Origin of the sequence: Paraburkholderia aspalathi, from assembly GCF_905220735.1 — a bacterium.
GTDB classification, from domain to species: domain Bacteria; phylum Pseudomonadota; class Gammaproteobacteria; order Burkholderiales; family Burkholderiaceae; genus Paraburkholderia; species Paraburkholderia aspalathi.
Genome location: NZ_CAJNBA010000001.1, coordinates 1,106,884 through 1,133,728, shown reverse-complemented (window position 1 = coordinate 1,133,728; position 26,845 = coordinate 1,106,884). Strand labels below are relative to the sequence as shown.

Here is a 26,845-nt window from a genome sequence, read left to right as displayed (position 1 = left end):
CGTCGGTCAGTTGCGGCTGGGCTCAGGGGTTGGCGAACACCGGCTGGTTCCGGACGCTCTGACGCTCCAACATTCTCGCGTACCAGGCTTGAAGCGCCTTACAGTCCTCAGGCACCGGCAGCTTCACAAGCATCGCAAAGATCAAACCACCGATGACAGTGATGTCGGCCATCGAGAAAGTTTCGCCCGCGACATACGGTTGCCTTTGCAGAACTGCATCAAAGTAGCGCATACCCCTCATCGCTTTGTCGCGTTGACGGAACCCCCACTCCGGGTTTTGATACGTCTCGACGTCGGGGCCAAGTCCCGGTGTGCCGTGATGGAAGTAGACGCTGATGGCGTCGAGCAGTTCCAACTCGGCGCGCTTGCTCATCATGTGGATGATGCCTTTTTCGCGCGGTGTACTACCCGTGAGCGTGGGTACGCCATCGAGCGCGTCGAGGTATTCGGTAATGGCGGTGCACTCGGCAATACAGGTTCCATCATTGAGTTCCAGCACCGGCAGCGTACCCGAATAATTCTTGCCAGCGATGAACTCGGGCTTTTTATGCTCGCCTTTGTAAAGATCGACCATCACGAACTGGACGTGCGATTCCAGCCCTTTTTCAGCCAGAGCGATGCGGACGCGTGTCGGATAGGGCCCTGTCGGGAAGTCGTAGACCTTCATCACAGGCAGTTGCGCTACGTCGAAATTGACGGTATTGGAAGTCATTGCGGGGACGCTCCGTAGTCGGTTGCATTGGATCGGGCGACGTGAAAACACGTCGCCCACGTAATCTACCTAACGTTTGTTAGATTAACCATATAAGGTACAATCCGAGGTGTCAACACCCATTTCCTTTTTGCGGAGACTGAAGCGGTGAGGAATGACGCGAGCTCAAATTCGAGAGAGAGAATTTTGATAGCCGCCACGAGGCTCGCGCAGACGCACGGCTACGGCGGGTTGAATTATCGTGATCTCGCGGACGAGGTTGGTATCAAGGCCGCGAGCATCTACCACCACTTCGAAAGCAAAGCCGATCTCGGTGCAGCGGTAGCGAGGCGTTATTGGGAAGATTCAGCGGCGGCTCTGGATGACATGCTGGCCCGATCGCACGATCCGCTGTACTGCCTGCGTCACTATCCGGATACCTTCCGCAAGGCGCTTGAGACCGGCAATCGCATATGCCTTTGCAGCTTCATGGCCGCCGAAACCGACGACCTGCCGGAAGTCGTGATGAAAGAAGTCCGGACCTTCGCTGATGTGAATGTGGCGTGGCTGAGCAAGGTTCTGTCCGCAGCCGCAGTGGTCGGCTCTCGTGAAAGCAAACACCGGGCTCGCGCAATCTTCGCCGCCATCGCCGGCGCTCAGCTCATCGCGCGGAGCCGTTCCGATCTCTCCCTCTATGACGCACTAATCGAAAATTACCGTAAAGCGGGCCTTTTGCCCGCATAGCAGTGCAACGGTCAGTGAAACGCGCATTGGAAGGGATGCACTAGGCGCGCGACCCGCACGACAAATCAGGTGAGACGACCGTTTGATCCCGGTAACCAGTCGTTCGCTGCGCGTAACGACGACCGCCCACTCCGGGTCGACTCCGGTCCCACGTCTCGCTCGGAAGTTGACATTCGCTGAATGCTGAAACGACGGATCTCAGATGACTGCAATGGATGATAACGCCGTGAATGAGACTGATGCGATAAACGACTTCGGCGTATAGGGCCTAAAATTAAAAATAGCGCCAGTCCCTTTGTGTGGGGCGGCTCGCCCTATTCTCTTCTGTCCACGGCAGGCGGCGATGAACACTCACAATGCGCATTTTGTTCGCCCGGTGCTGGCTGCTCTTTGCGCGGCTTCGCTCGCCACACTCGCCGCGTGCGGCGGAAGCGCCTGCTTCAGCTTCGACGGCTGTAGCGGCGGAAACGGGACACCGAACGTCGCCGTATCCGGCACGGCAGCCACCGGCAAGGCGCTCGCCAGCGCGACGGTTAACCTCAGTTGTGCGTCGGGTTCGGGCTCCACCTTGTCAGACGGCGGTGGACACTACAGCACGACCCTCAACGCCACGCTTCCCTGCATCCTCACCGTGACCGCCGGCGGCACGACCCTGCATTCGCTGGCATTTGCCGGTGGCACTTTCAATACGACGCCTGAGACCGAACTGATGCTCGTCTATCTCGCTTCGCAACTTGGCACAAACGAAACCAATCTGATTGCGAACTTCCAGAACAATTCACAGTTCCAGCGGGTGCTGGAAAATCAGACCGATGTACTGGCTGCGCAAACGGCAGTTGTCGCGAATCTGCAGCAGCAATATGCGGTCACGCTGACGGCACCGGCGTTTCTGACGACGTCGTTTGTCGTCGGGCAAGCAGGGGTGGACAGCGATCTCGGCGCGCTGGCGACAGCAGGCGCCATCGACGTCAATGGCATGCCCAATCCGGCTGCCGTCTCGCTGCTGTCCGCGGCGGGTCTCGCCCATCCGCTCACAACGACGTCCACACCTTGATCAGGCACTGGCGGAACAGGAAACGCCCGCGGCGGCAGGAGATCCGCTAGATGATTTTCAATCCTGCACGCATCAAATTCCGATCTCGAGACCGGATGCGACACTATCGCCTTGCCCGAGGGCTCCCACTCACCAGGCGTACAATCCTCTGACCATATCGGGTGCCACGTCCATTTTTGGGAGAGTCGTCAATGGCGACTGACGATGCACGCCCTGAGAACCGCCAACCCATAGGCCCGGCGATTTCGTGGCCGGCAGCGGAGAACGAGCCACATGCCCGCTCAGATAACGCCCAATCAACTCGTTCAATTGATCATCCCAGGTATCACGACCGTCTTTTCGCTCGGTTTTGCCTGTGCATGGCTCTACGATAGACGACTGCGCTATCTGCGCTTTCTCTCCGCTTCATTTGTCGCTTTCGCACTCGGCTCGGCAGTGCAGATCTGTCACCTGCCGGATGAATGGCGATTGAACGCGCTTATATCGGCAACGTTTTACGTGTTAAGCATTCAACTGTTGGCGGAAGGTGTTTTGCGCAGAGCAGGGCTTCACTTGCGGCTAGCCACGCATGCGTCGATGTTCGCGCTGGTGCTGGGCGGCATGTATTACTTCTCCTTCGTGACGTCAAACCTGCTCGTGCGCGTCTACATTCTGAATCTCAGCGCCGGGCTGCTGATGGTGTTTACCGCGGTCCGTTTCAGGAAACGCTGCAATGGCCGCATCGTCAACCACGTTCTTCTCTGGGTGCTGCTGATCTTCGGCGCCAGTTTTTTCATCAGGACGCCGCTCACTACGATCCAACCCTTGCCCCATAGCACTGCGCCGTTCGCGAGAACCATTTTCTGGGTCTTGCTGCAGTTGTCGCTCGCCCTGATGGGCGCTGTGTTGGGGCTCGTGCTGCTGGCCGCCGCGATGTCGGACGTGATCGACCGGCTGACTCTCGAACGCGATCTCGACTCGCTCACCGAAACGTTGAACCGGCGCGCGTTTGAACGCATGGCGGGCCGCCGCGTCGCGGACAAGCGAAGCTATCCGCTCGCGCTGATCGCTTTCGACATCGACAACTTCAAATCCATCAACGACCGTTATGGGCATGCGGCCGGCGACGCGGTGCTGCGCCGGTTCGCCGCAATCCTGCGCGCCGCGGTGCGCGAGAAAGACGTGGTGGCGCGCATCGGCGGCGAGGAGTTCGTGCTTCTGCTGCCGGGCGCCGACGACAAATTCGCGTATCAGATCGCCGAGCGCTTGCGCACCGTGCTGGAGTCTTCACGCTTCAATGAAATCGAGGCTACGCTGTGCGTTACGACGAGTGCCGGCATTGCCCGGTATCGGCCTGGCGAGGCGGTCGGGGCGTTGCTGGCGCGCGCCGATCACCTGCTCTATGCGGCGAAGCGCGCGGGGAGGAACCGGGTGGTCACGGAGCCATTAGGTCAGACGTGGAGTGCCCCCGAGCTTGATATCGTGTGATCACCCGAAGGCCGGCAAGCCCTCATCGGGACCAGTAGAAATCCACGGGGATAAGCTCGACGACCCATCCACCTTCTTCGCCCAGCGTGGCCGCCGGGTGCATGGAGGCGATGCGCAACGCCTCGTCATGGGTATCCGCCTCGATGATGAACAGGCCGCCCACGACTTCCTTCGACTCGGTATAGGGCCCATCGGTGACGTGCGTCTTGCCACTGCGCGGGCGGAGCGTCCTCCAGTTGTCCAGATCGCCAAGCGATGCGGAAATCAGTACCTTGTCGGTAGCCCGCATCTTGTCGTCCAATGCGGGGCATTGGCTCACCAATTTCTTGACGTCGTCTGGCGCCATCGCGGCGAATTTATCGGGGGTGAAGTAGGCCAAGCCGAGGTATTTCATGGGAGATCCTTTGGGTGTGAATAACCTGACGACGAAGCTGATGATCGAAAATCGACAATCTTCTGAAAAAGTTTGTAGCAGGTCTCGCCAGACTGTCCGCTTTTGGGGGCGCGCGGTGCCGACCGCCGGGCTCGTGCTGCACATGCGGATCGCGCGAGGCAGAGGTCGGCCAGGAAGAGGCATTCGACATCGATGCGGAGATCGTCGACAATTGGTACCTGCCCTTATCCTTGCGTCTCGTCCAGAACCATGCGCAACGTCGCCTATCTGCTTCTCTCGATCACGCTTGCCTCGCCGCTTTCAGCGCTGGCGCTCGGTAACGACAATCCAGATTACGATCAATGCATTCTGCTCTCGCTGAGAAACAGCCAGAGTCGCATGGCGGCGGGCGCGATCAGAGACTCGTGCGATGCGCTTTACAGAAACGGTGCGCTGCGATGCGCCGCGAGTTGTCGCGCGTAAGCAATGCCATGTCGTACTACTGCTTCGAGCCGGAGAACTTTGAATTCTTCGCTCGAGCTAGCGTGGGACCTTCTGCCCCCAGCGCCCTAGCTGTCCATCTTTAGTATCCAAGCCAAAGCACCATGGCTTACCTGATTAGTTATTCCACACCGCTTCACTCTGAAAGCCGTTGCGCCAGCATCGTGTTATGTTCTCGCACGCCTCCGGAGATGCAGAACACATCGATAAAGAGCCACCCGTATAGCGCCAACAACAGGAACACGCCGATGTAGGCGAACGCCGTGGTCCAACCGAAGATGAACAGCAGCAATTGAAGGACGGCAGTACCGGTGAAGCCGAGATAAAACCGGTGCGCGCCAAGGCTACCGAGAAAGAGCCAAAGCAGAAAGGCCACCACGCCACTCTTTTTCTGAGCTTCGTACATCATCATGCTGCGTGTCGAGTCGTTCATTTTCAGGATTTCCGAAAGGTTTTGGGGAGGCGAGAGGGCAATGACCTCGGAGTGCGACGCGGGCCGTGTTCTACAGCCGGCCAGACGAGGACCAACTGCGTTGAGCCGTCAACGATCGAAGCGCAACCGCCAGGGGACAGCAGTCCCTGCACCACCCATGTCGATTTCATAGATTTCCCCGTTTTTGTTGTGCTTGCCTTGGATAGGCCGCCCCTTCGCTGTCAAGGAGCGATTTGTTACGCTGCTATTGGTTGGCCTTTGATTCCGTCTTCGCTGAGTTGCCGTGCGGAGCACACATGCACTAAACATGCCATCACCTTCAAGTCGCTGTCGCCATTGGCCGACAGGCTGGATAGGTTTTGGGGAGTGCAGATGCCGTGCCGAAGTGATTCAGGTTTGAACGGCGATCCTTGATAACGAAACGATTTCCTCGTTCGTCCCGCCCGCGCAGTCTTTTCTTGTTGTCCCGTTCTTGCAGAACGTAACAGCGCTGTGGCGCCGCTTATGTGGAAGTCCCCGCTGCGCGTCGAAGGATTTGTGGGGTGTCGTCGGACGAGTACTTGCGCCAATTCAGCCTACACAGGCTTTCTTATCGGTCCGGTTTGTCACAAAACTGAATACCATCTCCCCACGGCGGGAAGCTGCGGTGCGCCCATACGCGAAGTCAGGACGCGCCGGTCTGCTGGCTCGTTTGATGTACTACGCCGTCAACACCATATGAGCTGCCATATCGAGTGGGAGCTTCGCCTCGCCTCGTCGGTTCGGTCGCCCACGCCTTAGGCGCGAATTACCTGCTCGTGCAATCCTGCAAACAGGCGGCGAAAAAGATGCCGCCGCACGTGACATGCAGCGGCATTCACAAGCCGCAAGTAACGGGAATCACCGTCGCTTACTACGTCGATAACGGCAGCGGCGGCGAAAGCCTGAACCCTCCTGAACCCTACAAAGACAATCTGTTCGCGAAGAAGTCGTTTGCTTCTCGGTAAATGTCAGCTTCGGGCCATCAATCGGGCCGAGCCCAATCTGCGCGCATCAAGGAGCGTAGTAGTTCAATTCATCGATCCGCGCACGGATCGCGTCCACATTGAGTGCCTCGATGTCGGCGCTCGCCATCGCCCCCCGGTCGGCTCGCCATGGACCGTTATCGGCTTGACGCTGCGCGTCGCGATAGGCCAGCCACTGACGTTGAGCGTTGCGGATCAGCATGCGCGATTGCGGATCGGCGTTGCGCATGGTCCGTTGATACACGTCGTTCATGCGTCTGTCATACGCAAGGTAGGCCTTGTGTGAACAGTCGGTCATGCCCGCCGGCGTGCCGAGACATGCCTCGACCTGGGCCTCGATCGGATCGACTTTCTTTTGTGCCGATGCGATGGGCACAGCAAGGACCATCAGGATCAAGGGATCTAGAAGAAATCTCCGGCCCGAACCACCGCATGGCGCTCCAATCGTTCGCCATACCAGCACCCCGAGATGCCGCTCAGCTGATAGATGGCCGTCTCATGCTCCGCATGGAGATGGGCTTTGGCCCGGGCACATGCGCCTCCTCAGCGCAAGCTGAGCGCAGCCGCATCGATCGCTGCCTTGTAAGACTCTTAACGGGTCGGCAGCACCCGTTCCCCGCTAACCATCGGGCAAAAGCCCCCCAAATCGTGCGCGGATCTGCCCCAAACTGCGTAGCTCCCAAAACTGACTCTTTGCTCAGCTCGACGCATGACCGGCAAAGCATGAAAGTTGCTGAACGGTAAGAACGCTGACAAACCGTAATTGCGCAGACAGTCGGGTGCAATTCGAACGCCCCCAGGCTTGTCCAAGCAATGTGGCCCTGCTATCGAGGCGCCGGCATGGCCGGGACGAAACGAATAGCGCAGTTCATGCATGGGCCGCTCTTTCCGAGGGAGGAATCGTGCAAAAGAAAATCGTCATTCGAGCCATCGCGGGAGGCGTCTGCCTGATGGCGCTGTCCGGCGCTGCGTTCGCTCAATCGCCGGCGTATACGAATCAGCCCGTGGACGTTTATGCGGGTCCGTCCGGGGATTATCCGGTGGTCGCACAAGTGCCGCCGAGCGCGCAGCTTACGGTGTACGGCTGCGTTTCCGATTACAGCTGGTGCGACGTCGAAGCGCCCGGACTGCGCGGCTGGGTCTACGGCGAATATCTCGACTATCCGTACCAGGGTACCGAGGTGCCGATCATGACTTACGGCTTGCAGATCGGACTGCCGGTCGTGGCGTTCTCATTCGGAACTTACTGGGATCACTACTATCGCGGCCAGCCTTGGTATCACGACCGGGACCGGTGGGCGAATCGTCCGCCGCCGATGCGAGGCGGTCCGCCGCCGCATGGTGGCCAGCCGGCGGCGGGCGGTCCAGCTATGAACCCGAGGCCGGTCATGCACGGCGGCCCGCAGCCTCAGCCCCAGCAGGGGTACGCTCATGGGCCGATGCAGCCGCAGCCGGGATATCCGCGCGGGCCTGCGCAGCCGCCCGGGCAAATGACGGGCGGTCATCAGGGACAGCCTGCCGTGCACCCGGGTGGTCAGTCCGGTGAACACGGCGGCGAGGCGCGCGGCGGCAATGAAGACCGCAATCATCCGCAGGATAACCATTAGCGATTGAACGCTTTTCCCCCGCCACCGCTTCGCGATCGCATGGCAACGCGCCTCGCGCCCATGCCGCTCAATTCGACGGATGATCGTGAAGCGGGTCCGGGCTCTTTTGCGTCGAGCACAACACGCCTGCGTCGTCGAAATAGAAGTAAGTGGACTTGTCGCGTCAGGAAAAAACGCTCAGGATTGGATAAATAATCGGCAGTACAAAGGACGTCAGAATGCCGTTCAGGCCCATCCCGAGGCCTGCAAATGCACCGGCTTCTTCACTCATCTGCAACGCACGAGCAGTGCCGATTCCATGGGACGCCACACCCAGTGCGAAGCCACCCAGGTCATGCCTCGACACGTGAATCAACTTCAAAAGTCCACTGCCAATCACCGCGCCAGTGATGCCGGTCATGATCACAATGACGGCCGTCAGCGACGGCAACCCGCCGATTTTCTCGGAGATACGGATAGCAATTCCTGCCGTCACGCTCTTCGGAGCAATCGTGGCAAGTATTTGACCCGTGGCCCCCAGGAGCCTTGGGATCAAAATGGCTGATGAGATGCCTGTCGCACAGCCCGCCACAAGTGCGCCAGCCAACTGCGGGGCTAGCCGGCGCAATTTAGGCAATTGTCGGTGCATTGGTATAGCGAGCGCGACGATAGCAGGTCCAAGCAAAAAATGAATGGGCTGGGCGCTTTGCATGTAGGTGACATACGACGTGTTCGATTCACGCAAGGCAAATATCAAAAGCGCCACTGCAATTAACACGGGATTCGCGAGCGCACTTTTTCCTAGCGAACCGTGAACGACCTGCGCGATTGCGTAGGCGAGGAACGTGAGGGTCAGCCAAAGAAGCGGTGTTGTTCCGAGAAATGCCCACGCGGACGCGATGTTCTGATGAACGTTCACCGTGTATCAACCTTCTCAATGTTGGCAGCCGCGGGCGCGGTGTTTCCGTCGGCATGGAGCGGCGATGCAAACGGTGTTGTCGGGGCTGCGAGCGGTGCAGCGCGCGCGGGCCATAAAGCGCACAAGCCTTGGCCAACAAGCGCGGTAACGACGATTGTCAGCGCCGTACACACAACAACGGACACAGCTATCGGGAGCAGGTCATGAGCCACGCGGCCGGCAAAGGCCATGATGCCGACTCCTGCTGGAACGAACAAAAGAGGCAGAAACCTAAGCAGGGCAAGAGCGTCGCTCTCAATGGCGGATGCAAGTCCGGGGCGGAGACTCAGTGAGGCTAACAACAGGATCATCCCTATAACCGCGCCGGGAATCGGCAGGTTCCCGGCGTAGGCTATTAATTCGCCAAGGCACTGGTAGGCCAGAAGGACAGTGAACGTCTTGATCATCGGGTCACCTTCGATTCGGACGCGCACACGTTGAGCCACCAGCAGAGCACGACAAAGTGGGTTAAAGCCGTCATGCCAGAACTTGTTCACCCGTTCGCAACAGTCATCATTGCGGTGAGCAAAAAGCGTCGCGCATCCCGTGCATCTGCTCACTGCCCGCCGTAGAGCGCGTTCAAGCGATCCATCGTGCCGTCCTGCTGGGCGCGCTGCAATTCCTGTTTGACCTCCGCGCGAGTCTTGCCATGGAGGGCGCCGCTATCGCTACCGCCCATGGACATACCGCCGACAGCGTCCGACGTCATCGCTGCGTTGCTGTCGGTGGCCGTCCTGGATGTGTCGGTGTTGTCAGCCGCATAGGCGAGCGTGGTGCACAACGTCAATGCGGCAATAGGGATCAAAGTCAGAGCTTTCATCATAGTCTCCAGCATGGTGCATGACATGCCCGACGCCAATCGAATCACGCGGTTTGCGCCGGGATTTCGTGCCGCTTCGAAAAGCATCAAAGGTTCTCGCAAGGACTCGGCACGCTCTTGCAATACCCGGGAAGAATTTCCTTTATTCCCGCGTCATCTTCCTTATTTGTATCGCGACCGCTCCAGGATAGGACCGGGCGCCCAGCCTGGATCTATTTTCATCACCTGCCACTTGGCGGCGATCCTCGTGGAGTTGCTGGGTTTGAACTGCCCACCCCGTCCACGGGTTGCGGCATGCCGGCAGGTATCACTGCACTGTATGCGCTGACCCCATGCGCATGAATAAGGCACTTTTCCTAAACGAAGCTAGGGGATTGCCTTATTCAGTGACTGGGCGTCGCTCTATTGGCTCTCGATCCACTGAATTGCAAAGCGCATCAGTTCGTTGCCGCTCCGGATATTCAACTTTTCTTTGATGTTGGCCCGGTGTGCCTCGATGGTCTTGACGCTCCGATTCAGTTTCGTGGCGATTTCGCGGGTACCGAAGCCGAGTCCGATCAGATGCAGGACCTCGAATTCCCGTACCGAAAGGCTCGCAATTGGGCCTGCCGGCGTTTTTCTGGGACCCGCAAGGGCTCGCGCCAGGTTTTCATGCATGGCGGCACTCAAATAAATATTGCCTGCCAGCACTTCGCGGATGGCGCTCACGACATGCTCTGTGGCCTCGAGTTTCATCAGATATCCGTTTGCCCCGGCCCGTAGTGCGCGTTCGGCAAACAGGCCTTCGTCATGCATGCTGAGGACGAGGATTGCCAGATTTGGGTAGCGATGGCGGAGAGTCTTGACAAGATCCAGGCCAGAGTCCGATTGCAGACTGATGTCCACAATGGCCATGTCGGGCTGGCAGGCCATTTCCGCCAGGGCTTCTTCGGCGCTGCCGGCCGCACAGCAGACGTGCAGATCCTCTTGCAGATTCAGCAAGTGTGTCATCCCCTCCCGGATGATGGGGTGGTCATCCACGATCAGGATTTGAGTCGCGCGGCCTGGGCTAGACGGCTTCCCGTGCATGGTCTGGGCGCTCCGGTATCGGATAGCTGATGGCGACCGTAGTGCCACCCAAAGCATTGCGGGTCACGGTGCAAGCGCCGCCCAGAAGACTCGCCCGGTGACGCAGGTTTTGGAGTCCCAGTCCTGAGGCACGCTCCATTTGTTCCGGGCCGACGCCCACCCCGTCGTCACTGATTGAGAGCGTCTGGAAACCGCCTACGCGGTCCAGGTCGATCCAGATGTGGCGGCCTTCGCTATATTTCAGCGCGTTGTTGACTGCTTCCTGTGCCGCACGATACAGGTTGATCTGAGTAGGCTGATCCAGTAAGTCTACGTCTGGCTGGATCCGGAGCATACAGTCTATGCCATCAAGCGTACGAGCCGTTTCCGCCAGCGCATGTAGTGCGGCTGCAAGGCCTCCATATTCAATGGCGACCGGATCCAGGCCATGGGCAATCCTGCGGGTCATCAAGGACGACTGCTTCACCAATCCGACGATCGTAGCGGCGTCGGCGGCGGCCGGGTGGCCCTGCGTCTGCAGTTTCTGATTCAAGGCGGCGCAGTACAGACCCAGGCTGGTCAGGTGTTGCCCAAGTCCATCATGCAGTTCCCGGCCGAAGAGTCTTTGCTGCTGATCGCCGATCTGGATCAGTTCTTCTTCCAACAGACGGCGTTGCGCGATCTCCTCCGTTAGTTCGCTGTTTGTCTTCTCCAGATCTTCGGTTCGCTCCTCTACGCGCCGTTCCAATTCGATGTAGGAGGCCTGCAGCAGGCGATGGACGCGCTGCTCCTGAGCACGTGCCGCCACCAGCAGCAGTCCGGTTACCGCCACGACGTTCGCGAAGGTGCACCACCGCACGAGGCTATCTACCGGAGATTTGGCGGCGAATGGACCCGTGCCGTGGGTGGTACCCCAGATGGCCACGACTGAGACCATCAAGGTCGCGAGACTGGTGCCAAGGTGATCGAAGCGCAGAGCCGCCCAGATGATGAACGGAAAGATCGCCAAGGCTGCAGGATAGTAACCGTGTCCGGCAAGTTGCGGAGCGCCGAAGATGAGGTAGCTCACCCAGACGGTCGCAATGGTCAGTCCGCACGCCTCCACGGCCTGCTCCACCGAGCGGATGGGATTCGGATACACGAGCAGGCTGAGCAGGGGCGGAGCCACCACGAGCACGCCCATCATGTCGCCGAGCCACCATTTCAGAAAGGCTGCGCCGTACTCGGCGGCCGGCATCAAGCCCCCTCCGAATACGGCGGTCACACCAATCAGCGCACTCACTGCCGTGCTGAGCACCGCAGCGAGAGCAATGAGGGCTAACACGTCCTTGATGCGGTCGAGGGTGATCTGGAATCGGGCTACGCGGTTCAACAGTATTGCCGCCGTCAATGCTGCAACTATCGCGCCAACACTAATCACAGCGGCCACTGGCAAGGGCACGCCCACCGACACGTTGGCGAGGAAAGAGCCAATGACGATTCCGGGGGCAACTTCGAAGCCTAGAGCGAGCAGTGCAACAAGGGCGATGCCACTGGAGGGCCACACCAGAGACACTGCGCCGCCCACTATCGCATAAGCAAGTCCTACTTTTGCGCCTGCGTAGTAGGCCAACGCCACAAGCCCGGTGAGCAGGAAGAGCCTGAACCTGGAATCGCACCGAATAATGGCCATGGTTCGCTTCACCCCTCATGCGAGCGATGCCCCACACGTCCCGGCTCAGCCCGCAAGCAGCATGCGACATGGGGCCGTAACACGTTAGCACACAGGACTACCGTTCGATATTGATGGGTGCGCGCTCGCATCGCCCGCCAAAACACAGGTTCCAACTGGCGGAACTCCGTTCGGCCTCCGGCCGGGGTCTATGCTTGAATGGCGCATTCGCACTATATGACCAAGGAGGCGTGTCATGAAACCCGCGCTATGTGTCGCCGTCGTCAGTATGCTGTTCGGGGTCGAACTGGCGCACGCCGCCTGCCCCAACGACGCCGTCTTCCTCATTCTCAGTGATCAGATTCGCGGTTACTCCTTGCGCGCCAACGGAGCGACCGAGCCCTGCCAGGTGCTGCAAGGGTCGCTCACCACCCTCATGACCGCTGGAGCGACGGTGATCGACAAGAAGGACTCCTTTCACGTCGCGCAGTTTCTTACCAACAGCACGGTCGACATCTTTCAGCGGAAGGCCGAAGGCAATGAGGCACCCAGCCGGTCGTTCATGTTGACGATGACAAATGACCTGCTCAGCATCGCGGTGGATTCCCACCTCAACGACTTCGTCCTGACCGTTCGCCCCGCGGAGGCGGGGGTGCTGATCGCTCCCGCAAACAGCTCTGGGCCTGTAACCAATCCGATTCACATCACCGATCCGAATATCGTCCAGTACGTGAGCATTGCGATTGACAGCGACGACAATCTGCTGATTGCGGGTTATGACGTACGGGGGGCAGCGATCATCGACACGTTTGGCACGCGTCGGAGCATGACCTCGCCGCCGCTCCTGCGCAGCCTCACGGGTAGCAAAACCGGCCTGCTGCCGGGGGCCGGACTTTTTGCAAGGAACAACATGACGATCGCTGTCGATCCGCGTACGGACGAGCTATTCGTCTACAACCAAACCGCGGACGTGATGCAGATCCAGGTGAGCGTTTTCGCCGCCAAGGCGAACGGCGACGTGCCGCCGCTACGGACAATCAGCGGTCCAGCCACGGGAATCACCGGCTCCGGCTTGCCGGGAAACAAGATCGCCATCTCCTCGGACGGGCGGCTCTTTGATGCCGAGCCGAACCTGCGCATTCTCGCGTTCGCGCCGGGGGCAAGGGGCAATGTGGCGCCGTCTCAGATCATCGAGGACTCCACCCCCGGTCCGGTCACCCTGGGCGGGATCGCGGTCCGGTCGAGAGGAGGCCGGCAACATGATGGAAATGACGATGCCCAATGAAACGGACGACATTGGAAAATCCGTTAATCAGCTAACTAACGGGACGGTCGGGGATGTCGGCTATCGTCGTTCGCTGCAGGTGCCAACGCCAGCGCCAGCCTTGCCCCCACCTCGGCATTGTGTTTCACGAGCGCGATGTTTGTTGCCAGGCTGCGTCCGCTCGTCAGTGCCTTGATGCGAGCTAGCAGGAAGGGGGTCACGGCCTTGCCGGTGATTCCCTTCGCAGTGGCCTCGGCGAGCGCCTGCTGAGTCAGCGCGTCGATCTCTTCGGCGCTCATCGCTGCCGCTTCCGGCACCGGCGTGCTCAACACCACGCCGCCCACGAGGCCCAAGTCCCACTTGGTGCGGATGAAGCGTGCCTGCTGTGCCGCGTCGTCCAGCCTGAAGTCCGCACGAAAGCCGCTGTCGCGCGTGTAAAACGCAGCGAAGTTGTCTTGCTCGCAACTGAGCACCGGCACGCCGTGTGTTTCCAGGTATTCCAGCGTGAGCCCGATGTCCAGGATGGACTTCGCACCGGCACAGACCACCGCCACCGAGGTCTTTGCCAGTTCCTGCAGGTCGGCCGAAATGTCGAAGGTTTCCGGCGCGCCCCGGTGCACACCGCCAATGCCTCCGGTAACGAAGACCTCGATGCCGGCGAGAGCGGCACATATCATCGTGCCAGCCACTGTCGTGGCGCCAAGCCCGCCGTCGGCCAGCACTGCCGGCAAGTCGCGGCGGCTGACCTTGTGTACCTGGTCCGAGCGGCCGAGCAGTTCCAGTTCGTCGTCCGAAAGGCCGATGCGGATTCGCCCGCCGATCAGTGCAATAGTCGCGGGTTCGGCGCCCAGGTCACGGATCAAGGCCTCCACTTCACGCGCGGTGCGAACGTTCTCTGGATAGGGCATGCCGTGAGCGATGATGGTCGATTCCAGCGCCACAAGCGGGCGGCCGGCGGCCTGTGCAGCGGCCACGGGTGCGCTGCAGGTCAACCACGAGTGTGCAAGGTCCGCAACCATGTCGATGTATCCGGTGATGTCATTCACTTAAGTATGCAACACAAGACTACTCCACGGGTCGCCTGCTGCAGCGCGATGACGCCTATCATTAACACACCGCAGAGAGGATGTTGAGCGCCTGATGTGCATCGCACACACGGCGCTCGTGATGAAAAGGGAACGACATTCGCGCACTGAGCGCGTTGGATGGTCGATTTCAGGTTGGGAGGCTTCATGCCACCGCTACGCGCAATCAATCTGCTCCAGTCGAAGGAAGGTGCCCGTCTCCATGGTCCGGAACTCGACCGCTGGCGCCGCTGGGGGCCTTATCTAAGCGACCGGCAATGGGGCACCGTTCGCGAAGACTACAGCGAATATGGCACCGCATGGGACTACTTTCCGCACGACCATGCGCGCAGCCGCATGTACCGCTGGGGTGAGGACGGCATTGCCGGATTCGGCAACGACCCGCTCGACTGGTGCGTATCGCTCGCGCTCTGGAACGGGCACGATCCGATCATCAAGGAACGGCTCTTCGGGTTGACGAACGAGCAAGGCAATCACGGCGAGGACGTGAAAGAGCTTTACTTCTATCTCGACGGCACGCCGACGCATTCGTACATGAAGATGCTGTACAAGTATCCTCACGACGCGTACCCGTACCAGGAACTGATCGATGAAAATCTGCGGCGCGGCGCCGATCAGCCCGAATATGAAATTCTCGATACGGGCGTGTTCGACGATAACCGCTACTTCGACGTCTGTGTCGAGTATGCGAAGCACACGCCGGACGATATCGTGATGCGCGTCAGTGTCGAAAACCGCGCTGATCAGCGCGCGGCGCTTCACCTGTTGCCGCAATTCTGGGCGCGCAACCGGTGGGCGTGGTCGGGCAAGCCCGGCAAGCCGTCGCTCACGCTCGAGCCGGATACTGAGGAAGGCGCCCGCGTCGTCGCGCACAATCCCGCGCTCGGCACGATGATCGTGACGGCGTCGGCGCAACAGCCGATCGAGTGGCTCTTCTGTGAAAACGAAACGAATGTGCGCCGCATTTTCGGCTTCGAAGGAACGGGACCGTTCAAAGACGGCTTCAATGACTACCTCGTTGACGGCGACGAGCAGGCAATTCGGCGCGACAAGGGCACCCGCGCCGCCGCGCATGTGTATCTAGAGTTCGCGCCTCATGAGCGCTCGGTGCTGTATCTGCGCTGGCGTCCAGAATCGTCCCCGGCTGCAGCTTCGGATGCCGTGGCGCTCGACATGGAAGAACTCTTCACGCGTCGGCAAGCGGAGGCCGACGAATTCTATGCGGCGCTTCAGCACGACATCCCTGACGCCGATGCACGGCTCGTGCAGCGTCAGGCGCTCGCCGGCATGCTGTGGTCGAAGCAGTACTATCAGTTCGACGTGACGCGCTGGCACGACGGCGACCCCGGCCAACCGACGCCACCGAGAGCACGGAAGCGCGGCCGCAACGCGGACTGGCGGCACATGTGCAATGGCGACGTCGTGTCGATGCCCGACAAGTGGGAGTATCCATGGTACGCATCGTGGGACCTCGCGTTTCATGCGGTCGCGTTCGCCATGATCGATCCCGACTTCGCGAAGAAGCAATTGCTGCTGCTCGTGAAGGAGCGCTATATGCATCCGAACGGGCAATTGCCTGCCTATGAGTGGGCGTTCGGCGATGCGAATCCGCCCGTTCATGCGTGGGCAACATGGCGTGTGTATGAACTCGACCGCGAGGTGACGGGCATAGGCGATCATGAGTTTCTTGAAGTCATGTTCCACAAGCTGCTGCTCAATTTCTCGTGGTGGGTCAACCGCAAGGACGCCGATGACCGCAACATCTTTCAGGGCGGCTTTCTTGGGCTCGACAATGTCGGCATCTTCGACCGGTCTTCGCCGCTGCCGACCGGCGGCCGCATCGATCAGGCCGATGGCACTGCATGGATGGCCTCGTACGCGCTTGACTTGATGCAGATCGGCCTCGAACTGGCGATGACGAACAACGCGTATGTCGAAATCGCCGTGAAGTTCTTCGAGCACTTTCTGTATATCGCGGAAGCGGTCAGTTGCAGCGAAGGCTGCAGAACAGGGTTATGGGACGGACAAGACGAATTCTTCTACGACGTACTGCACCTTCCGGACGGAACCCGTGTGCCAATGCGCATTCGTTCAATCGTCGGACTGATTCCGCTGTTCGCCGTTCACGTGCTCGAGGATCGGGTGTACGGTCATCTGCCGGGATTGCGCGAACGGCTGGCGTGGTTTCTCGATCATCGGCCCAATCTGGCAAAGCTGGTGTCGCGCTGGACCGAACCCGGCACGGGTAACACCACGCTGCTGTCGTTGTTGCGCGGACAGCGGATGACAGCGCTGTTGCGCCGCGCGCTCGATGAAAACGAATTTCTCTCCGAGCACGGCGTGCGGGCGCTTTCCCGTGTGCATCGGGATGCACCGTACGTCTTCGACCATGATGGCGTGAGCCTCCGCGTTCAATACCAGCCAGCCGAATCGGACTCGCGTGTTTTTGGCGGCAATTCGAACTGGCGCGGGCCGATCTGGATACCGGTCAACTACTTGCTGATCGAATCGCTGTATGAGTTCTATCGCTACTACGGTGATGAGTTTCACATCGAATATCCGACGGGATCGGGCAACCGCGCTTCGCTGAGCGGGATTGCCGACGACCTCGCACGGCGGCTCACCACGCTCTTTCTCAAAGATGCACAAGGCGTGCGGCCCGTGATGGCCGCTTATCCGATGCTGCAAGCCGACCCGCGCTCGCAGGATCTCGTACTCTTCCATGAGTACTTTCACGGCGACAATGGACGCGGGGTCGGCGCTTCGCATCAGACCGGCTGGAGCGGGCTCGTCGCGCTGCTGCTCCAGCCACGCATGATGAAGCTGGCCCATGTAGCGCCCGAGGCAGCGCCTGATGTTGCGTCGGTGGCCGAGGACACCGCACCAGCCATGGCCCGGTAGCGTTTCGGCTGCCGAAAGGCTAATGACGCACAAGGCTGGCAGAACATGTCGCCGGCCGTCAAGCGTAGCGCGAAGCGCGACGTGGCCTGGGCGGAATGCGCCCCGCTCTTCGTGTATAAAGGAGGAAGCCTGTACTACGAGAGCCCGCCGTGCCCGAAATCCCGCCGTCAACCACGAACTCAAGCGCTGAAGGTCCGAACACGTCCTTGCCGCGAATCATCAAGCCATGGGCCATCGGCGGCGCAATTGTGCTGTTGCTCGGCATTTTGCTGCTGATCTTCAACCCGTTCCACAAGAGCCCGGACGAACGGGCGCTGAGCGAACTGGGATTCCTCAAAGGAACCTGCAACGACAGCAACGCGTCGACAGCCACACCCGACTCGGAATGCCTGGCGTTGCGGGCGAAACCGACAATGACGGCATCTCAGCTCGCGGCCGCTTTGCCACATCTAAAGAATTCCGACCGCAAGATTGAACTGAATCTGGCAGGCACCCAGATCGATAACCTCGATTCGCTGAAGGAACTGGACGATCTGGAATCGCTTGACCTGACAGACACGCCCGTCTGGAACATCGAAGCCCTGAAGGACGTGCATTCGCTGAAAAGGCTCGTGCTCCATCGCACCGAAGTCGAAAACATCGCCGCGCTAAAAGGGCTGACCGGTCTGCAATCGCTGAACCTCTGGGATACCCGCGTCTCGAATCTCGACGCGCTCAAGAACCTGCGCGATCTGCGAGAACTCGACCTGCGGGATACACAGGTTCGCGATCTCAATCCGCTCGAAGATTTGCCGCATCTGGAAACGCTCAAACTCGGGGGTGCGAGGAACGTCCGGAACGTCGACGCGCTCAGCCAGCTCGCCTCCTTGCAGACGCTCGACCTCAACGAAACCCAGGTCGACAGCATCAGTGAGTTGAAAAAGCTCTCCGGTCTCCAAGCGCTCTATCTAGCGAACACGCCGCTGCGAGACATCGACGCACTAAAAGGAATGTCCTCGCTCAGGACGCTCGTGCTGGACGGCGCGAAGGTCGATGATATCGACGCGGCGCAAGGCATGCTTCAGCTGAACACGCTGGTGCTCGCTCGCACGCAAGTGACGAACATCGATGCATTGAAGGGGCTCACCGGCCTGCAAAGGCTCAATCTCGCCGACACCCGGGTCGAGAACATCGAGGCGCTGACAGACCTGAAAAGCCTGCGAATGCTCAATCTCTTTCGCACCAGGGTTCGAAACATCGATCCACTGCGAGGTTTGACCGGTTTGCAGGAACTCTATCTTGCGAACACCCCTGTCGAAGACGTCGACGCGCTGAAAGGGCTCACTGGCCTGCGAGAGCTCGTTCTGTATGGCACCCAGGCCAGGAACGTCGACGATCTCAAAGCGGCGCTTCCAAAAACGCGAATCGTGTGGTGATCATTCGACAGTTTTTCAACAGGTAAGCGAGGCTGGCGTCAGCCATCGTGGCTCCCGTGTCGCATCAAACCAGTAAGGCAAGGGAAGCAAATCGACATCGATATCTTCGCCATCTTCCTTGCGTATAGCGTTTCTTCTACGGTTAAATAAACCCACCTTAGCGCGTTGATTTCAATGCGCTGAGGCACAGTGCATTTCTTCCAAAAAGGCAACCGGAGGCCCGCTCTAACCAGCGGGCTTTTGGCTTTCTTACGCCCGCTAAAAGTAGTCACACGGATTCGATATCTGAATCGGCTGGGTGCTAAATCCTTACCAAATTTCAGAGGTCACATTCGACAGAACAGATCGCAAATAGCACGGACGTACGCATAGAATCAGCACTGCCTATTCAGCAAAGGCAGCAAAAACAGTAAAGACAGAGGAGATAAGATGAAGCAGATAAAGGCATTCGGCGTGGCTGCCGCATTGTTAGTGAGTACGGCCGTCCACGCGCAGAGCGCCGGCGATATCGTTGCAGGCTTCGGCTGGTTTCATCTCGCGCCGCAGGACTCGAGCAAACCGCTGACGGTAAACGCGCTTGGCACGAGCGTAACGGAGACCGGCACGGGCGCGACAGTCGATGATTCGGACACCTTTGGTCTCACGGCCACCTATTTCATCACCGATCACATTGCCACGACCGCCGTGCTCGGCATACCGCCGAAGTTCCATCTAACCGGCACCGGGTCGCTCTCCGCGCTTGGCCAGATCGGCTCCGCTTACGAATGGAGCCCGACGCTGCTCCTGAAGTACTACTTCAACGATGCAAAGAGTAACTTCCGTCCTTACGTTGGCGCGGGCGCATCGTACGTGTGGTATAGCGGAGTTAAATTGAGTTCGGCAGTATCGAGCGGCAGTTTCTTGTATTCGCAAACCTATGGCACCGCGCTAGAAGGGGCGACAACCGCGAAGTTGAGCAACTCGTTTGCACCGGTCATCAATGCCGGCTTTGCCTATAACATCGACAAGCACTGGTCGGTCGATGTCTCGCTGTCGTATATGCAGTTGTCGACGCGTGCCACGCTGACTACCAAGTCCCAGGTAGGAACGGTGACCAGTAGCACAAAGCTCAAGCTGAACCCGATCATTTCTTATGTTTCTATCGGGTATCGTTTCTAACCGAGCTCCGCATTGCGCCGATGCAATGCGGAACCCAGCGTGATAAGTGCCTTCAACCAGCCGTTAGTCAATGACGTTCACTTCAACGGCTTTTGGATCGGTCAGTTCGAATGTACGAATCCGGCCGGCGCGGACGTCGAGTACCAGCCGGTCTATCGATTCGATTTCGAGCATTTCCCTTTCGACGTTGTCGTCCGCGGCGGTCGCAATCTTTCCCTGCCAGCCACGGCGGTGATATAGCAACATAATCACGGCGCTGCCGCGCCGCATAAAGAACCGTTCCATTCCCCGCGTCCGTGAGTCTTGAATGTCCGTTTCTCAATTCCGGACAGACCATAGCACGCGGGTATCGCCGACTGCGGGGCCGCAAAGAACGTGAAAGAAAGTCGATGCTTGAGCGGAGGCGGCCTCCGCACCGCCTCCGCTCGGCGTAGTGACGCCGTTGTCTCTTGACGTGAAACGCGCGTAAATCAGCGCTCTACCTTCGACATAACCGCCGTCGTCGGGTCATACCGATAGCCCTTCTGCGAAAGCCGCTCAGCCATCGTCGCCCCGATCAGCTTTTGCTGCGTGTCCCGGGAGACCAACTCACTATCAGGCTTAAGCCGCTCAAGTTCAGACGAGAGCTTGCGGATGAGCGCCACTTCTCCTGTGCTGCGTGAGTCGACGAACAGAAGCTTCTCGTTTGCAGAAGCGAGACGTTCCTTCAGGTCCTTGGCATGCTCCACCCATTGTTCAGCAATCGTGCGAAGCTCGTTAAAGGCCTTCTCATGCGCTCTGGCCTGAGCCGATATCTGCCGCTGTAACTCAGCGATTTCTTCCGCCTTCGCAGAGTCGCCCGCTTGAAGGGCAAGTTGATGGCTGCGTCGCGCTTCTTCCGCGCGAGCCTTCTCGGCTTCCCCAAGGCGCTGCGCCAATGTCGCCGCATGCTGTTCGGCGGCCTCTGCCCGCTCCTTCGCGGACGACGCATCCTGCGAAACCTGAGCCAGTTCAGCGATCGCGGCCGCTTTCGCCTCAGTCATGGCGGTGACCTGCTCCCGCGCCGCCTCGAGTTCTCGGGTGACGCTTTCCAGTTGCTCGTGCTGAATCGACGCTGCCCCGCTCCGCTCTGCGTTTGTCTGCCGCTCTGCTTCGAGTGCGATCCGAGCGTCTTCAAGTTCTCGGGTGACGCGTTGTAGTTCGTTGAGCTGGCCCGATGCTTCCTCGCCACGGGCTGCGCTTGTCTGGCGCTCAGCAGCAAGCGCAGTGTGCGCCTCATTGAGTTCAGCCTCGATCGCAGCGATCCGTGCAAGGCTCTCAGTCACCTGCGTCGTAGCAGCTTCTGCACGCGATGAAGCCGCACTGGATTCCTGCGACCATCGTTCTGCTTCGGCGGACTTCGCGTGCTCGACTTCTGCGAGGCGTTGCTGCAACGTCACCGCATGCTGCTCCGCGAACTCTGCCCGCTCCTTCGCAGCAGACGCGTCGTGCGAGACCTGGACCAGTTCAGCGGTTGCGGCCGAGTTCGCCTCAGTCATGGCGCTGATCTGCTGTCGCGCCTCCTCGAGTTCCTGGATGACGCGCTGCAGTTCGTTGAACTGCCCCGACGCTTCCTCGCTCCGCGCTGCGCTCGCCTGACGCTCCGCAGCAAGCGCGGCGTGCGCCTCATCCCGCTCAGCCTCCAGCGCGGCGACCCGCGCGAGGCTCTCGTTCGCCTGCGCCGTAGAGGCTTCTGCACGCGACGAATGCGCGTTAGATTCCTGCGCCCATCGCTCAGCTTCGGACGACTTCGCTTGCTCGACTTCCGCGAGGCGCTGCTGCAACGTCGCCGCTTGCTGCTCGGCGAACTCTGCCCGCTCCTTCGCGGCAGACGCGTCCTGCGAGACCCGAGCCAGTTCATCCCGCGTGACAGACGCATCGTGCGAAACCTGAGCCAGCTCAGCGCTCACAGCCGCCTGCGCCGCACTCATCGCGCTGACCTGCTCCCGCGCCGCCTCCAGTTCCCGTCCGACGCGCTGCAATTCATCGAACTGAATCAATGCTTCTTCGCTCCGCGCCGCGCTTGTCTGGCGCTCTGCTTCGAGCGCAAAGCGCGCCTCATCCCGCTCAGCCTCCAGTCCAGCGACCCGCGCGAGACCCTCGTTCATCTGCGCCGTGGCAGCTTCTGCGCGCGCCGAAGCATCGCTGGCCTCCTCCAACGCTCGATCCGCTTCGGCCGACTTCGCCTGACAGTCGTAGCCCATCGCGGTCACCTCCTGCCTCGCCTCGTCGACCTCCTGCTTCATCTGTGCGATCTGATCGTTGTGGCTGGCAGCAGCAGCGGCCAACTCCCCACGCGCGTGACGCTCCTGGTCGAGTTCTGCCCTCGTGTGTTCCAGCGCGGCCTCTTCCACCGACACACGCTGCGCCAGCTCTTCGGCCCGAGCCTCGGCGGCCTCAGCGCGCCCCGTCGCGGCTGCGAGTTCCGCCGCGAGACGCGTGGACGTATCTTCGGCGATGCTCAGCGCGCTCGTCAGCGCACTATGCCGCTCACGCCCGGCTTCGACTTCCGCCGTCGTCCTCTGATACTCGGCAAGCGCCTCGTCCCGTTCCGAGCGGGCAGCGTCGAGGTGCTGGTGCACGGCACTCAGGTGCTGACTGACCGCCCGGTCAGCTTCGCCTTGGGCGGCCATCCAGAGCCGCTCAGCGGCACTCGTCATGGTCTCGGCAATGTGCTCCGGCAACCCGGCCTGGACCTGCACATGCGGGGTGAAAGGCTGTCGCGCTTCGCGCCAGCGCTGCAAAGCTGCCGCAATGGCAACGATCGAACCGCCGGGAATCTCCGGCCAAATGGTCACCGGGGACACCTTCCGGCCCTCTTCGACCATGCGATCCGCGATTCCGGCGACGAGTTCGTCCGTGATTGTGTCTGCGTCCGTAGACATAAGCGCCTCAAAGCTCATTTTGGCCTGACGAAAAATTGAGTCCCCAATACGTTACTCCAACCCGGCAATAATCCCGATGAAAGGATTGCCGGTTGGCTCATACCGCGCGATTCGCCGTTCACTGAAAAAGCGGCGACGCGGTGACCGACGTCATCCGCGCGGTAAAGCGCGAGATCGATATTATGGGCGATATCCTGGCAGCTTCGGACGAGCTGACGCGTGGGGTCAAACTGGCCAATGTTTAAGGCGATCTGTTCGACGTTTTTCCTATTTCTTATTCGCCGAGATGCAGCGCGGCGTATTCCAGCTTCCGGTTGCCCGAATGTTCGGCTCGACGAGACCTAGATGATGTACAACGCCGCATTCGAAAAAATCGGCTGAGTGTCAGCCGTAGGCGATCACACGCCGGACAGCAACGCCCCCGCACCAGGCACGATCGGCTCGAGCCCAAGATGATCCAGCATGCGCCGAACAGTGCATACCGCAGTCGAAACGGTGCGGATTCCCAGCATGTCTTCAATGCGCTGAATCGCCGGCAACGAAGGCATCTGGACGCAAGCGGACGCCACCACAACGTCCGCGCCTTCCGTGTTCAGGTCGCGCACGTCGCTCACAAGTTGCATCGGGTCACGCAGACCAACTTCAAGGTTGTCGGGAATCTCGAAGCAGAGGGAATCGATGACCTCAATGCCTTCGTTCTCGATATAGGCGACAACAAGATCAGTCAAAGGCCGCATGTACGGCGCCATCAGCGAAATCCGGCGAGCGCCCATGATCTTCAGGCCTTCTACCAACGCGCCCGCGGAAGTCATGACAGGCGCAAGGCAATGATTGGCGCGCGCAACTTCCAGCAGTTCGCGTTCGGTTTGCCGATGATATCCGGGCCCCATCGCCATGATCGCGACCAGGCACGCCGTGCTCATGACATCGACACGCGCGTCGGCGAGTTCCGCCGCACAGCGCAGGCCTTCCTTGTTCATTGCGACCAGTTCTTCCTTCGTGACCTTGTGCATTCTCATCCGGCTCGAATGGAATGTGAACCTTTCCGGGCGGATCGCTTCGCGGGCACGCAGCATGGCGGGAATTTCAGTTTCCATGGTTGTATTCGAGCTTGGAACGATCTGTCCAATACGAAAATTTTGAGGCATCTTTCTCTCCGAAATAGAATTAGGCATCCAAAGTTATCAACTGACTCAGTCCGGCATACCCGTGCCGCGTGTCTCCGGCAAAAACCACGGAACCACGATACCGAGCAGATACACAGAACCGAGTGCCAACGCAGCTTGAGACACACCACCGAATGATTTGATCATGCTGCCCGCAATGATCGGGAACACCCACGCGATCAGACGCGCTGCATTGAACACGAAGCTAATCGCGGTGGAACGCACGCTGGAACCAAAGAGTTCGCATGGATAGATCGCCATCCAGACATAGGCACAGCCCAGCGTGAAGAAACCATTAATCGGCGCCACGACCATCATCGCTTCGACGCTTGTCGTCAGCTTGTACGTGACGATCGTCGTGAGCAGCGCACCGACGAAAGTAAGTGACAGGAACGCTCGCCGGCCAATTGCATCCACCACGAAGCCCGCGACCATGTAAGCCACAATCGCGCCGATGGTGTACACGATCGATACCTTCGAGCCCCACGACAAGGCATCGGGGATGCCTTCGGCTTTAGCGAGCGCTACGGTAAAGGTCGGCAGCCAACTGGAAATGGCCCACCAGCCAACGGTCGTAACGATCGACAGCACGAGCAGAAGCAGCGTGCGGCGTAGCGCTTCAGGTTCGCTGAACAGTTGCGTGAGCGTGAAAGGACGCTTGTCGGAGGCAGGCGCGTCTCCCGCAACCGGCTGCGTACTCGTCGCGCTCCAGCGTTTTTCGCGCACCGCGCGTTGCCATTTCTCCGACTCGTTGACCCCGCGGCGGATGTACAGCACAAAAAGCGCGGGCACTGCGCCAAGCACGAACATCAACCGCCAGGTTTCGGCGCCGAGTGGATGCGCCGTCGACAGCGCGTACCACACAACTGCCGCGATCAACGTGCCCCAACCGAAGCCCGATTGCAGAAAACCCGCTCCTTTCGCACGCGCCCGCTCAGGCCAGGTTTCCGACAGCAGCGCGACGCCCGTGCTCCATTCGCTGCCCATGGCGAGGCCCGTCAGAAAACGCAGCCCGCACAATACCCAGAAGGTTTGCGAGAACGCGGTCAACCCCGAAAACACCGCATAGAGGAACACGGACCAGAGCATCATCCGCTTGCGTCCGACATAGTCGGCGAGAATCCCGCCGATCAGACCGCCCGCCCCCCAGCCAAGCAACGTAATGCCGATGACCAGCCCCGCGTATGTCGTGGGCGACGCGGCTTGTGCCGGCGAGAGCACCGAATGCAGCATCGGCCCAAGCACGACGACGAGCGCCAGTGCCTCATAACCGTCGAAAATCCAGCCGAGAAAGCTGGCCTTCAGGACACGCCAGTGCATGGCCGTGAGCCCCTCGTACCAGCGCGTTCGCGCGCTCAGGGCAAGGTGTTTGTGTTCCATCTTTTCGTCTCCTTCATGTTTTCAACCGATTTTTCCTGCGTGCCGGCCGTCCGCCGGCTTGTGCTTCTGAAAAGGCTGATGGGCCGGCGTCCAGGACAACCGCGCCGCCGCGACATAGAATCGCGAGGCACAGTGCCCGGTCTCGCGCCTCGACCGATCGTCCTGCGAGGATTGAGCCCTATGGAACATAGGATGCCGGTCACGAGGCGGATTGAAAACTTCTCAATGTTCAATAGAGGCATCGCCAACCGCGATGGGTGCGAGGCGCCCGGATAGCCAACCCGAAGGAGTAAGGATGCGTGTTTCAGCAGATCGGCCGTTGCGCCTCGACATGGAGTCCCTGCGCATTTTTGTGGCCGTCATCGAGGAGGGCAGCATTGCCGCGGCGGCGGCCCGCACGCATATCGTGGCGTCGGCCGTCAGTAAGCGCGTATCGGATCTCGAAGAGGACGCCGGCACGCCGCTGCTATATCGGCACAGTCGCGGCGTGCAACCCACGCCGGCCGGCGAAGCGCTCTATCACCACGCGAAGCGGCTGAGTGAGCACCTGCAGCAAATTTCGGACGAATTGTCTGAGTATTCGGCGGGGTTGAGGGGCCATACCCGGATTTATGTGAACTTTACGGCCATGGTCCAGTATCTGCCGGGTGTGCTGCGCACCTTCCTGCGCACCAACCCGAAGGTGCGGATCGATATGGCCGAGAAGTCGAGCGATGAAGTCGTGCAGGCAATCGCAAGCGGTGTCGCCGATCTCGGCATCTGCGCGGCTACCCGGGACACCCTCGGCGATCTGCAGTGGCGTCCATACAGCGTCGATAAGCTGGTCGTGATTGTGCCGTCGGATCATCGGCTCGCCGAGCGCGCAAGCGTGACCTTCGCGGAAGTTCTCGAGGACGACTTCGTCAGCATGCCGTATGGCACGTCCATTTCGAAGTTGTGTCGCGCCGCCGCTGAGCGTGCCGGTATGCGGCTTCGCGTGCGTATCGAGGTGACCAGCTTCGAGGGCGTGCGCAACATGGTCAGCGCGGGTCTCGGCATTGGCGTGCTCCCCAAGGGAAGCGTGACGCCTTATATGCAGTCGGTGCCATTTCGCGTCGTTGAGCTTGATGAACCGTGGTCGCAGCGGCCGCTGGTGATCATTGCCCGCAACTTTGAGACGCTGCCGCTGCCTGCGCGCATGCTGGTCGACCACCTCAACAAGCACCGGGACAACGAGTCATGAGGATGGTGAGCCATCGCGGCTC

The 26,845-nt window shown here is 59.9% G+C and carries 23 protein-coding genes and 1 pseudogene; 10 read left to right on the top strand and 14 right to left on the bottom strand.

The window, feature by feature from the left end:
• Window positions 1-22 precede the first annotated feature (22 nt).
• Complete coding sequence (locus KHO30_RS05025; RefSeq protein ID WP_211700222.1) at window positions 23-712, bottom strand: glutathione S-transferase; 690 nt, start codon at window positions 710-712, stop codon at window positions 23-25.
• Window positions 713-859: 147 nt separating this feature from the next.
• Between KHO30_RS05025 and KHO30_RS05020 the strand changes: the two genes are divergently transcribed.
• The 3 genes from KHO30_RS05020 to KHO30_RS05010 all read left to right on the top strand — a co-directional run bounded on the left by KHO30_RS05020 (window position 860) and on the right by KHO30_RS05010 (window position 3,956).
• On the top strand, window positions 860-1,435 hold the full coding sequence (locus KHO30_RS05020) for a TetR/AcrR family transcriptional regulator (RefSeq protein ID WP_211700221.1): 576 nt from the start codon (window positions 860-862) through the stop codon (window positions 1,433-1,435).
• A 343-nt stretch (window positions 1,436-1,778) separates the two neighbouring features.
• Window positions 1,779-2,489 carry a hypothetical protein gene (locus KHO30_RS05015; RefSeq protein WP_211700220.1) on the top strand — a complete coding sequence of 237 codons (711 nt, stop codon included), beginning with the start codon at window positions 1,779-1,781 and terminating at the stop codon, window positions 2,487-2,489.
• A gap of 273 nt (window positions 2,490-2,762) precedes the next feature.
• The gene (locus tag KHO30_RS05010) at window positions 2,763-3,956 is read left to right on the top strand and encodes a GGDEF domain-containing protein (protein ID WP_211700219.1); all 1,194 of its coding nucleotides are present in this window, start codon (window positions 2,763-2,765) and stop codon (window positions 3,954-3,956) included.
• A gap of 22 nt (window positions 3,957-3,978) precedes the next feature.
• Here KHO30_RS05010 and KHO30_RS05005 read toward each other — a convergent pair whose 3' ends face one another.
• Together KHO30_RS05005 and KHO30_RS05000 are read right to left on the bottom strand one after the other, a co-directional pair.
• Window positions 3,979-4,350, bottom strand: a complete 372-nt coding sequence (locus KHO30_RS05005; protein WP_171929655.1) for a YciI family protein — start codon at window positions 4,348-4,350, stop codon at window positions 3,979-3,981.
• Window positions 4,351-4,966: 616 nt separating this feature from the next.
• On the bottom strand, window positions 4,967-5,263 hold the full coding sequence (locus tag KHO30_RS05000) for a TM2 domain-containing protein (protein ID WP_054033873.1): 297 nt from the start codon (window positions 5,261-5,263) through the stop codon (window positions 4,967-4,969).
• Window positions 5,264-5,997: 734 nt separating this feature from the next.
• On the opposite strand from KHO30_RS05000, the gene KHO30_RS04995 reads away from it, so the two are divergent.
• The gene (locus KHO30_RS04995; protein ID WP_211700218.1) at window positions 5,998-6,249 is read left to right on the top strand and encodes a hypothetical protein; all 252 of its coding nucleotides are present in this window, start codon (window positions 5,998-6,000) and stop codon (window positions 6,247-6,249) included.
• 46 nt (window positions 6,250-6,295) lie between these two features.
• Here KHO30_RS04995 and KHO30_RS04990 read toward each other — a convergent pair whose 3' ends face one another.
• Window positions 6,296-6,643, bottom strand: a complete 348-nt coding sequence (locus tag KHO30_RS04990; RefSeq protein ID WP_244863948.1) for a lysozyme inhibitor LprI family protein — start codon at window positions 6,641-6,643, stop codon at window positions 6,296-6,298.
• Window positions 6,644-7,169: 526 nt separating this feature from the next.
• Between KHO30_RS04990 and KHO30_RS04985 the strand changes: the two genes are divergently transcribed.
• The gene (locus tag KHO30_RS04985; RefSeq protein ID WP_244863947.1) at window positions 7,170-7,874 is read left to right on the top strand and encodes an SH3 domain-containing protein; all 705 of its coding nucleotides are present in this window, start codon (window positions 7,170-7,172) and stop codon (window positions 7,872-7,874) included.
• Window positions 7,875-8,037: 163 nt separating this feature from the next.
• Here KHO30_RS04985 and KHO30_RS04980 read toward each other — a convergent pair whose 3' ends face one another.
• From KHO30_RS04980 to KHO30_RS04960, 5 genes and pseudogenes are all read right to left on the bottom strand, one after another.
• Window positions 8,038-8,772 carry an LrgB family protein gene (locus tag KHO30_RS04980; protein WP_093641843.1) on the bottom strand — a complete coding sequence of 245 codons (735 nt, stop codon included), beginning with the start codon at window positions 8,770-8,772 and terminating at the stop codon, window positions 8,038-8,040.
• 122 nt (window positions 8,773-8,894) lie between these two features.
• A pseudogene (locus KHO30_RS04975) lies at window positions 8,895-9,218 on the bottom strand (CidA/LrgA family protein); the annotation flags it as partial.
• Between the two features lie 149 nt (window positions 9,219-9,367).
• Window positions 9,368-9,631: a DUF4148 domain-containing protein gene (locus tag KHO30_RS04970; protein ID WP_211700216.1), complete on the bottom strand. Its 264-nt coding sequence runs from the start codon at window positions 9,629-9,631 to the stop codon at window positions 9,368-9,370.
• A 402-nt stretch (window positions 9,632-10,033) separates the two neighbouring features.
• Window positions 10,034-10,699, bottom strand: coding sequence for a response regulator (locus tag KHO30_RS04965; protein ID WP_200650852.1), 666 nt, complete (start codon window positions 10,697-10,699; stop codon window positions 10,034-10,036).
• Window positions 10,680-12,350 (bottom strand): MASE1 domain-containing protein, encoded by a 1,671-nt coding sequence (locus tag KHO30_RS04960; RefSeq protein WP_211700215.1) that lies wholly within the window; start codon window positions 12,348-12,350, stop codon window positions 10,680-10,682. The genes KHO30_RS04965 and KHO30_RS04960 overlap by 20 nt, the downstream gene beginning before the upstream one ends.
• A gap of 235 nt (window positions 12,351-12,585) precedes the next feature.
• On the opposite strand from KHO30_RS04960, the gene KHO30_RS04955 reads away from it, so the two are divergent.
• A complete protein-coding gene (locus tag KHO30_RS04955; protein ID WP_211700214.1) occupies window positions 12,586-13,614 on the top strand; it encodes an NHL repeat-containing protein in 1,029 nt (342 codons plus the stop codon).
• A 35-nt stretch (window positions 13,615-13,649) separates the two neighbouring features.
• Here the strand turns inward: KHO30_RS04955 and KHO30_RS04950 are convergent, their stop codons facing one another.
• Complete coding sequence (locus KHO30_RS04950) at window positions 13,650-14,612, bottom strand: pseudouridine-5'-phosphate glycosidase (RefSeq protein WP_211700982.1); 963 nt, start codon at window positions 14,610-14,612, stop codon at window positions 13,650-13,652.
• A gap of 213 nt (window positions 14,613-14,825) precedes the next feature.
• Here KHO30_RS04950 and KHO30_RS04945 point away from each other — a divergent pair, with 213 nt between their 5' ends.
• From KHO30_RS04945 to KHO30_RS04935, 3 genes are all read left to right on the top strand, one after another.
• Window positions 14,826-17,579, top strand: a complete 2,754-nt coding sequence (locus KHO30_RS04945) for an MGH1-like glycoside hydrolase domain-containing protein (RefSeq protein ID WP_211700213.1) — start codon at window positions 14,826-14,828, stop codon at window positions 17,577-17,579.
• A gap of 149 nt (window positions 17,580-17,728) precedes the next feature.
• Window positions 17,729-18,994, top strand: a complete 1,266-nt coding sequence (locus tag KHO30_RS04940; protein ID WP_211700212.1) for a leucine-rich repeat domain-containing protein — start codon at window positions 17,729-17,731, stop codon at window positions 18,992-18,994.
• 429 nt (window positions 18,995-19,423) lie between these two features.
• Window positions 19,424-20,152, top strand: a complete 729-nt coding sequence (locus KHO30_RS04935) for an OmpW/AlkL family protein (RefSeq protein ID WP_211700211.1) — start codon at window positions 19,424-19,426, stop codon at window positions 20,150-20,152.
• Between the two features lie 63 nt (window positions 20,153-20,215).
• On the opposite strand, the gene KHO30_RS04930 is transcribed toward KHO30_RS04935, so the two are convergent.
• The 4 genes from KHO30_RS04930 to KHO30_RS04915 form a co-directional block, all read right to left on the bottom strand.
• Window positions 20,216-20,422, bottom strand: coding sequence for a hypothetical protein (locus KHO30_RS04930; RefSeq protein ID WP_211700210.1), 207 nt, complete (start codon window positions 20,420-20,422; stop codon window positions 20,216-20,218).
• 200 nt (window positions 20,423-20,622) lie between these two features.
• Window positions 20,623-23,055, bottom strand: coding sequence for a DNA-binding protein (locus tag KHO30_RS04925; RefSeq protein WP_211700209.1), 2,433 nt, complete (start codon window positions 23,053-23,055; stop codon window positions 20,623-20,625).
• 398 nt (window positions 23,056-23,453) lie between these two features.
• The gene (locus tag KHO30_RS04920) at window positions 23,454-24,203 is read right to left on the bottom strand and encodes a maleate cis-trans isomerase family protein (protein WP_280518893.1); all 750 of its coding nucleotides are present in this window, start codon (window positions 24,201-24,203) and stop codon (window positions 23,454-23,456) included.
• A 45-nt stretch (window positions 24,204-24,248) separates the two neighbouring features.
• Window positions 24,249-25,601: an MFS transporter gene (locus tag KHO30_RS04915; protein WP_211700208.1), complete on the bottom strand. Its 1,353-nt coding sequence runs from the start codon at window positions 25,599-25,601 to the stop codon at window positions 24,249-24,251.
• Window positions 25,602-25,896: 295 nt separating this feature from the next.
• Between KHO30_RS04915 and KHO30_RS04910 the strand changes: the two genes are divergently transcribed.
• Window positions 25,897-26,823: a LysR family transcriptional regulator gene (locus KHO30_RS04910; RefSeq protein ID WP_244179482.1), complete on the top strand. Its 927-nt coding sequence runs from the start codon at window positions 25,897-25,899 to the stop codon at window positions 26,821-26,823.
• The last annotated feature ends 22 nt before the right edge of the window (window positions 26,824-26,845 follow it).

Coding starts and splice junctions, on each gene's coding strand:
- KHO30_RS05025 (WP_211700222.1), bottom strand. CDS start 712: ATGACTTCCAATACCGTCAATTTCGACGTAGCGCAACTGCCTGTGATG.
- KHO30_RS05015 (WP_211700220.1), top strand. CDS start 1,779: ATGAACACTCACAATGCGCATTTTGTTCGCCCGGTGCTGGCTGCTCTT.
- KHO30_RS05010 (WP_211700219.1), top strand. CDS start 2,763: ATGCCCGCTCAGATAACGCCCAATCAACTCGTTCAATTGATCATCCCA.
- KHO30_RS05005 (WP_171929655.1), bottom strand. CDS start 4,350: ATGAAATACCTCGGCTTGGCCTACTTCACCCCCGATAAATTCGCCGCG.
- KHO30_RS05000 (WP_054033873.1), bottom strand. CDS start 5,263: ATGAACGACTCGACACGCAGCATGATGATGTACGAAGCTCAGAAAAAG.
- KHO30_RS04970 (WP_211700216.1), bottom strand. CDS start 9,631: ATGAAAGCTCTGACTTTGATCCCTATTGCCGCATTGACGTTGTGCACC.
- KHO30_RS04965 (WP_200650852.1), bottom strand. CDS start 10,699: ATGCACGGGAAGCCGTCTAGCCCAGGCCGCGCGACTCAAATCCTGATC.
- KHO30_RS04960 (WP_211700215.1), bottom strand. CDS start 12,350: ATGGCCATTATTCGGTGCGATTCCAGGTTCAGGCTCTTCCTGCTCACC.
- KHO30_RS04955 (WP_211700214.1), top strand. CDS start 12,586: ATGAAACCCGCGCTATGTGTCGCCGTCGTCAGTATGCTGTTCGGGGTC.
- KHO30_RS04950 (WP_211700982.1), bottom strand. CDS start 14,612: ATGGTTGCGGACCTTGCACACTCGTGGTTGACCTGCAGCGCACCCGTG.
- KHO30_RS04945 (WP_211700213.1), top strand. CDS start 14,826: ATGCCACCGCTACGCGCAATCAATCTGCTCCAGTCGAAGGAAGGTGCC.
- KHO30_RS04935 (WP_211700211.1), top strand. CDS start 19,424: ATGAAGCAGATAAAGGCATTCGGCGTGGCTGCCGCATTGTTAGTGAGT.
- KHO30_RS04930 (WP_211700210.1), bottom strand. CDS start 20,422: ATGCGGCGCGGCAGCGCCGTGATTATGTTGCTATATCACCGCCGTGGC.
- KHO30_RS04925 (WP_211700209.1), bottom strand. CDS start 23,055: ATGTCTACGGACGCAGACACAATCACGGACGAACTCGTCGCCGGAATC.
- KHO30_RS04920 (WP_280518893.1), bottom strand. CDS start 24,203: ATGCCTCAAAATTTTCGTATTGGACAGATCGTTCCAAGCTCGAATACA.
- KHO30_RS04915 (WP_211700208.1), bottom strand. CDS start 25,601: ATGGAACACAAACACCTTGCCCTGAGCGCGCGAACGCGCTGGTACGAG.
- KHO30_RS04910 (WP_244179482.1), top strand. CDS start 25,897: ATGCGTGTTTCAGCAGATCGGCCGTTGCGCCTCGACATGGAGTCCCTG.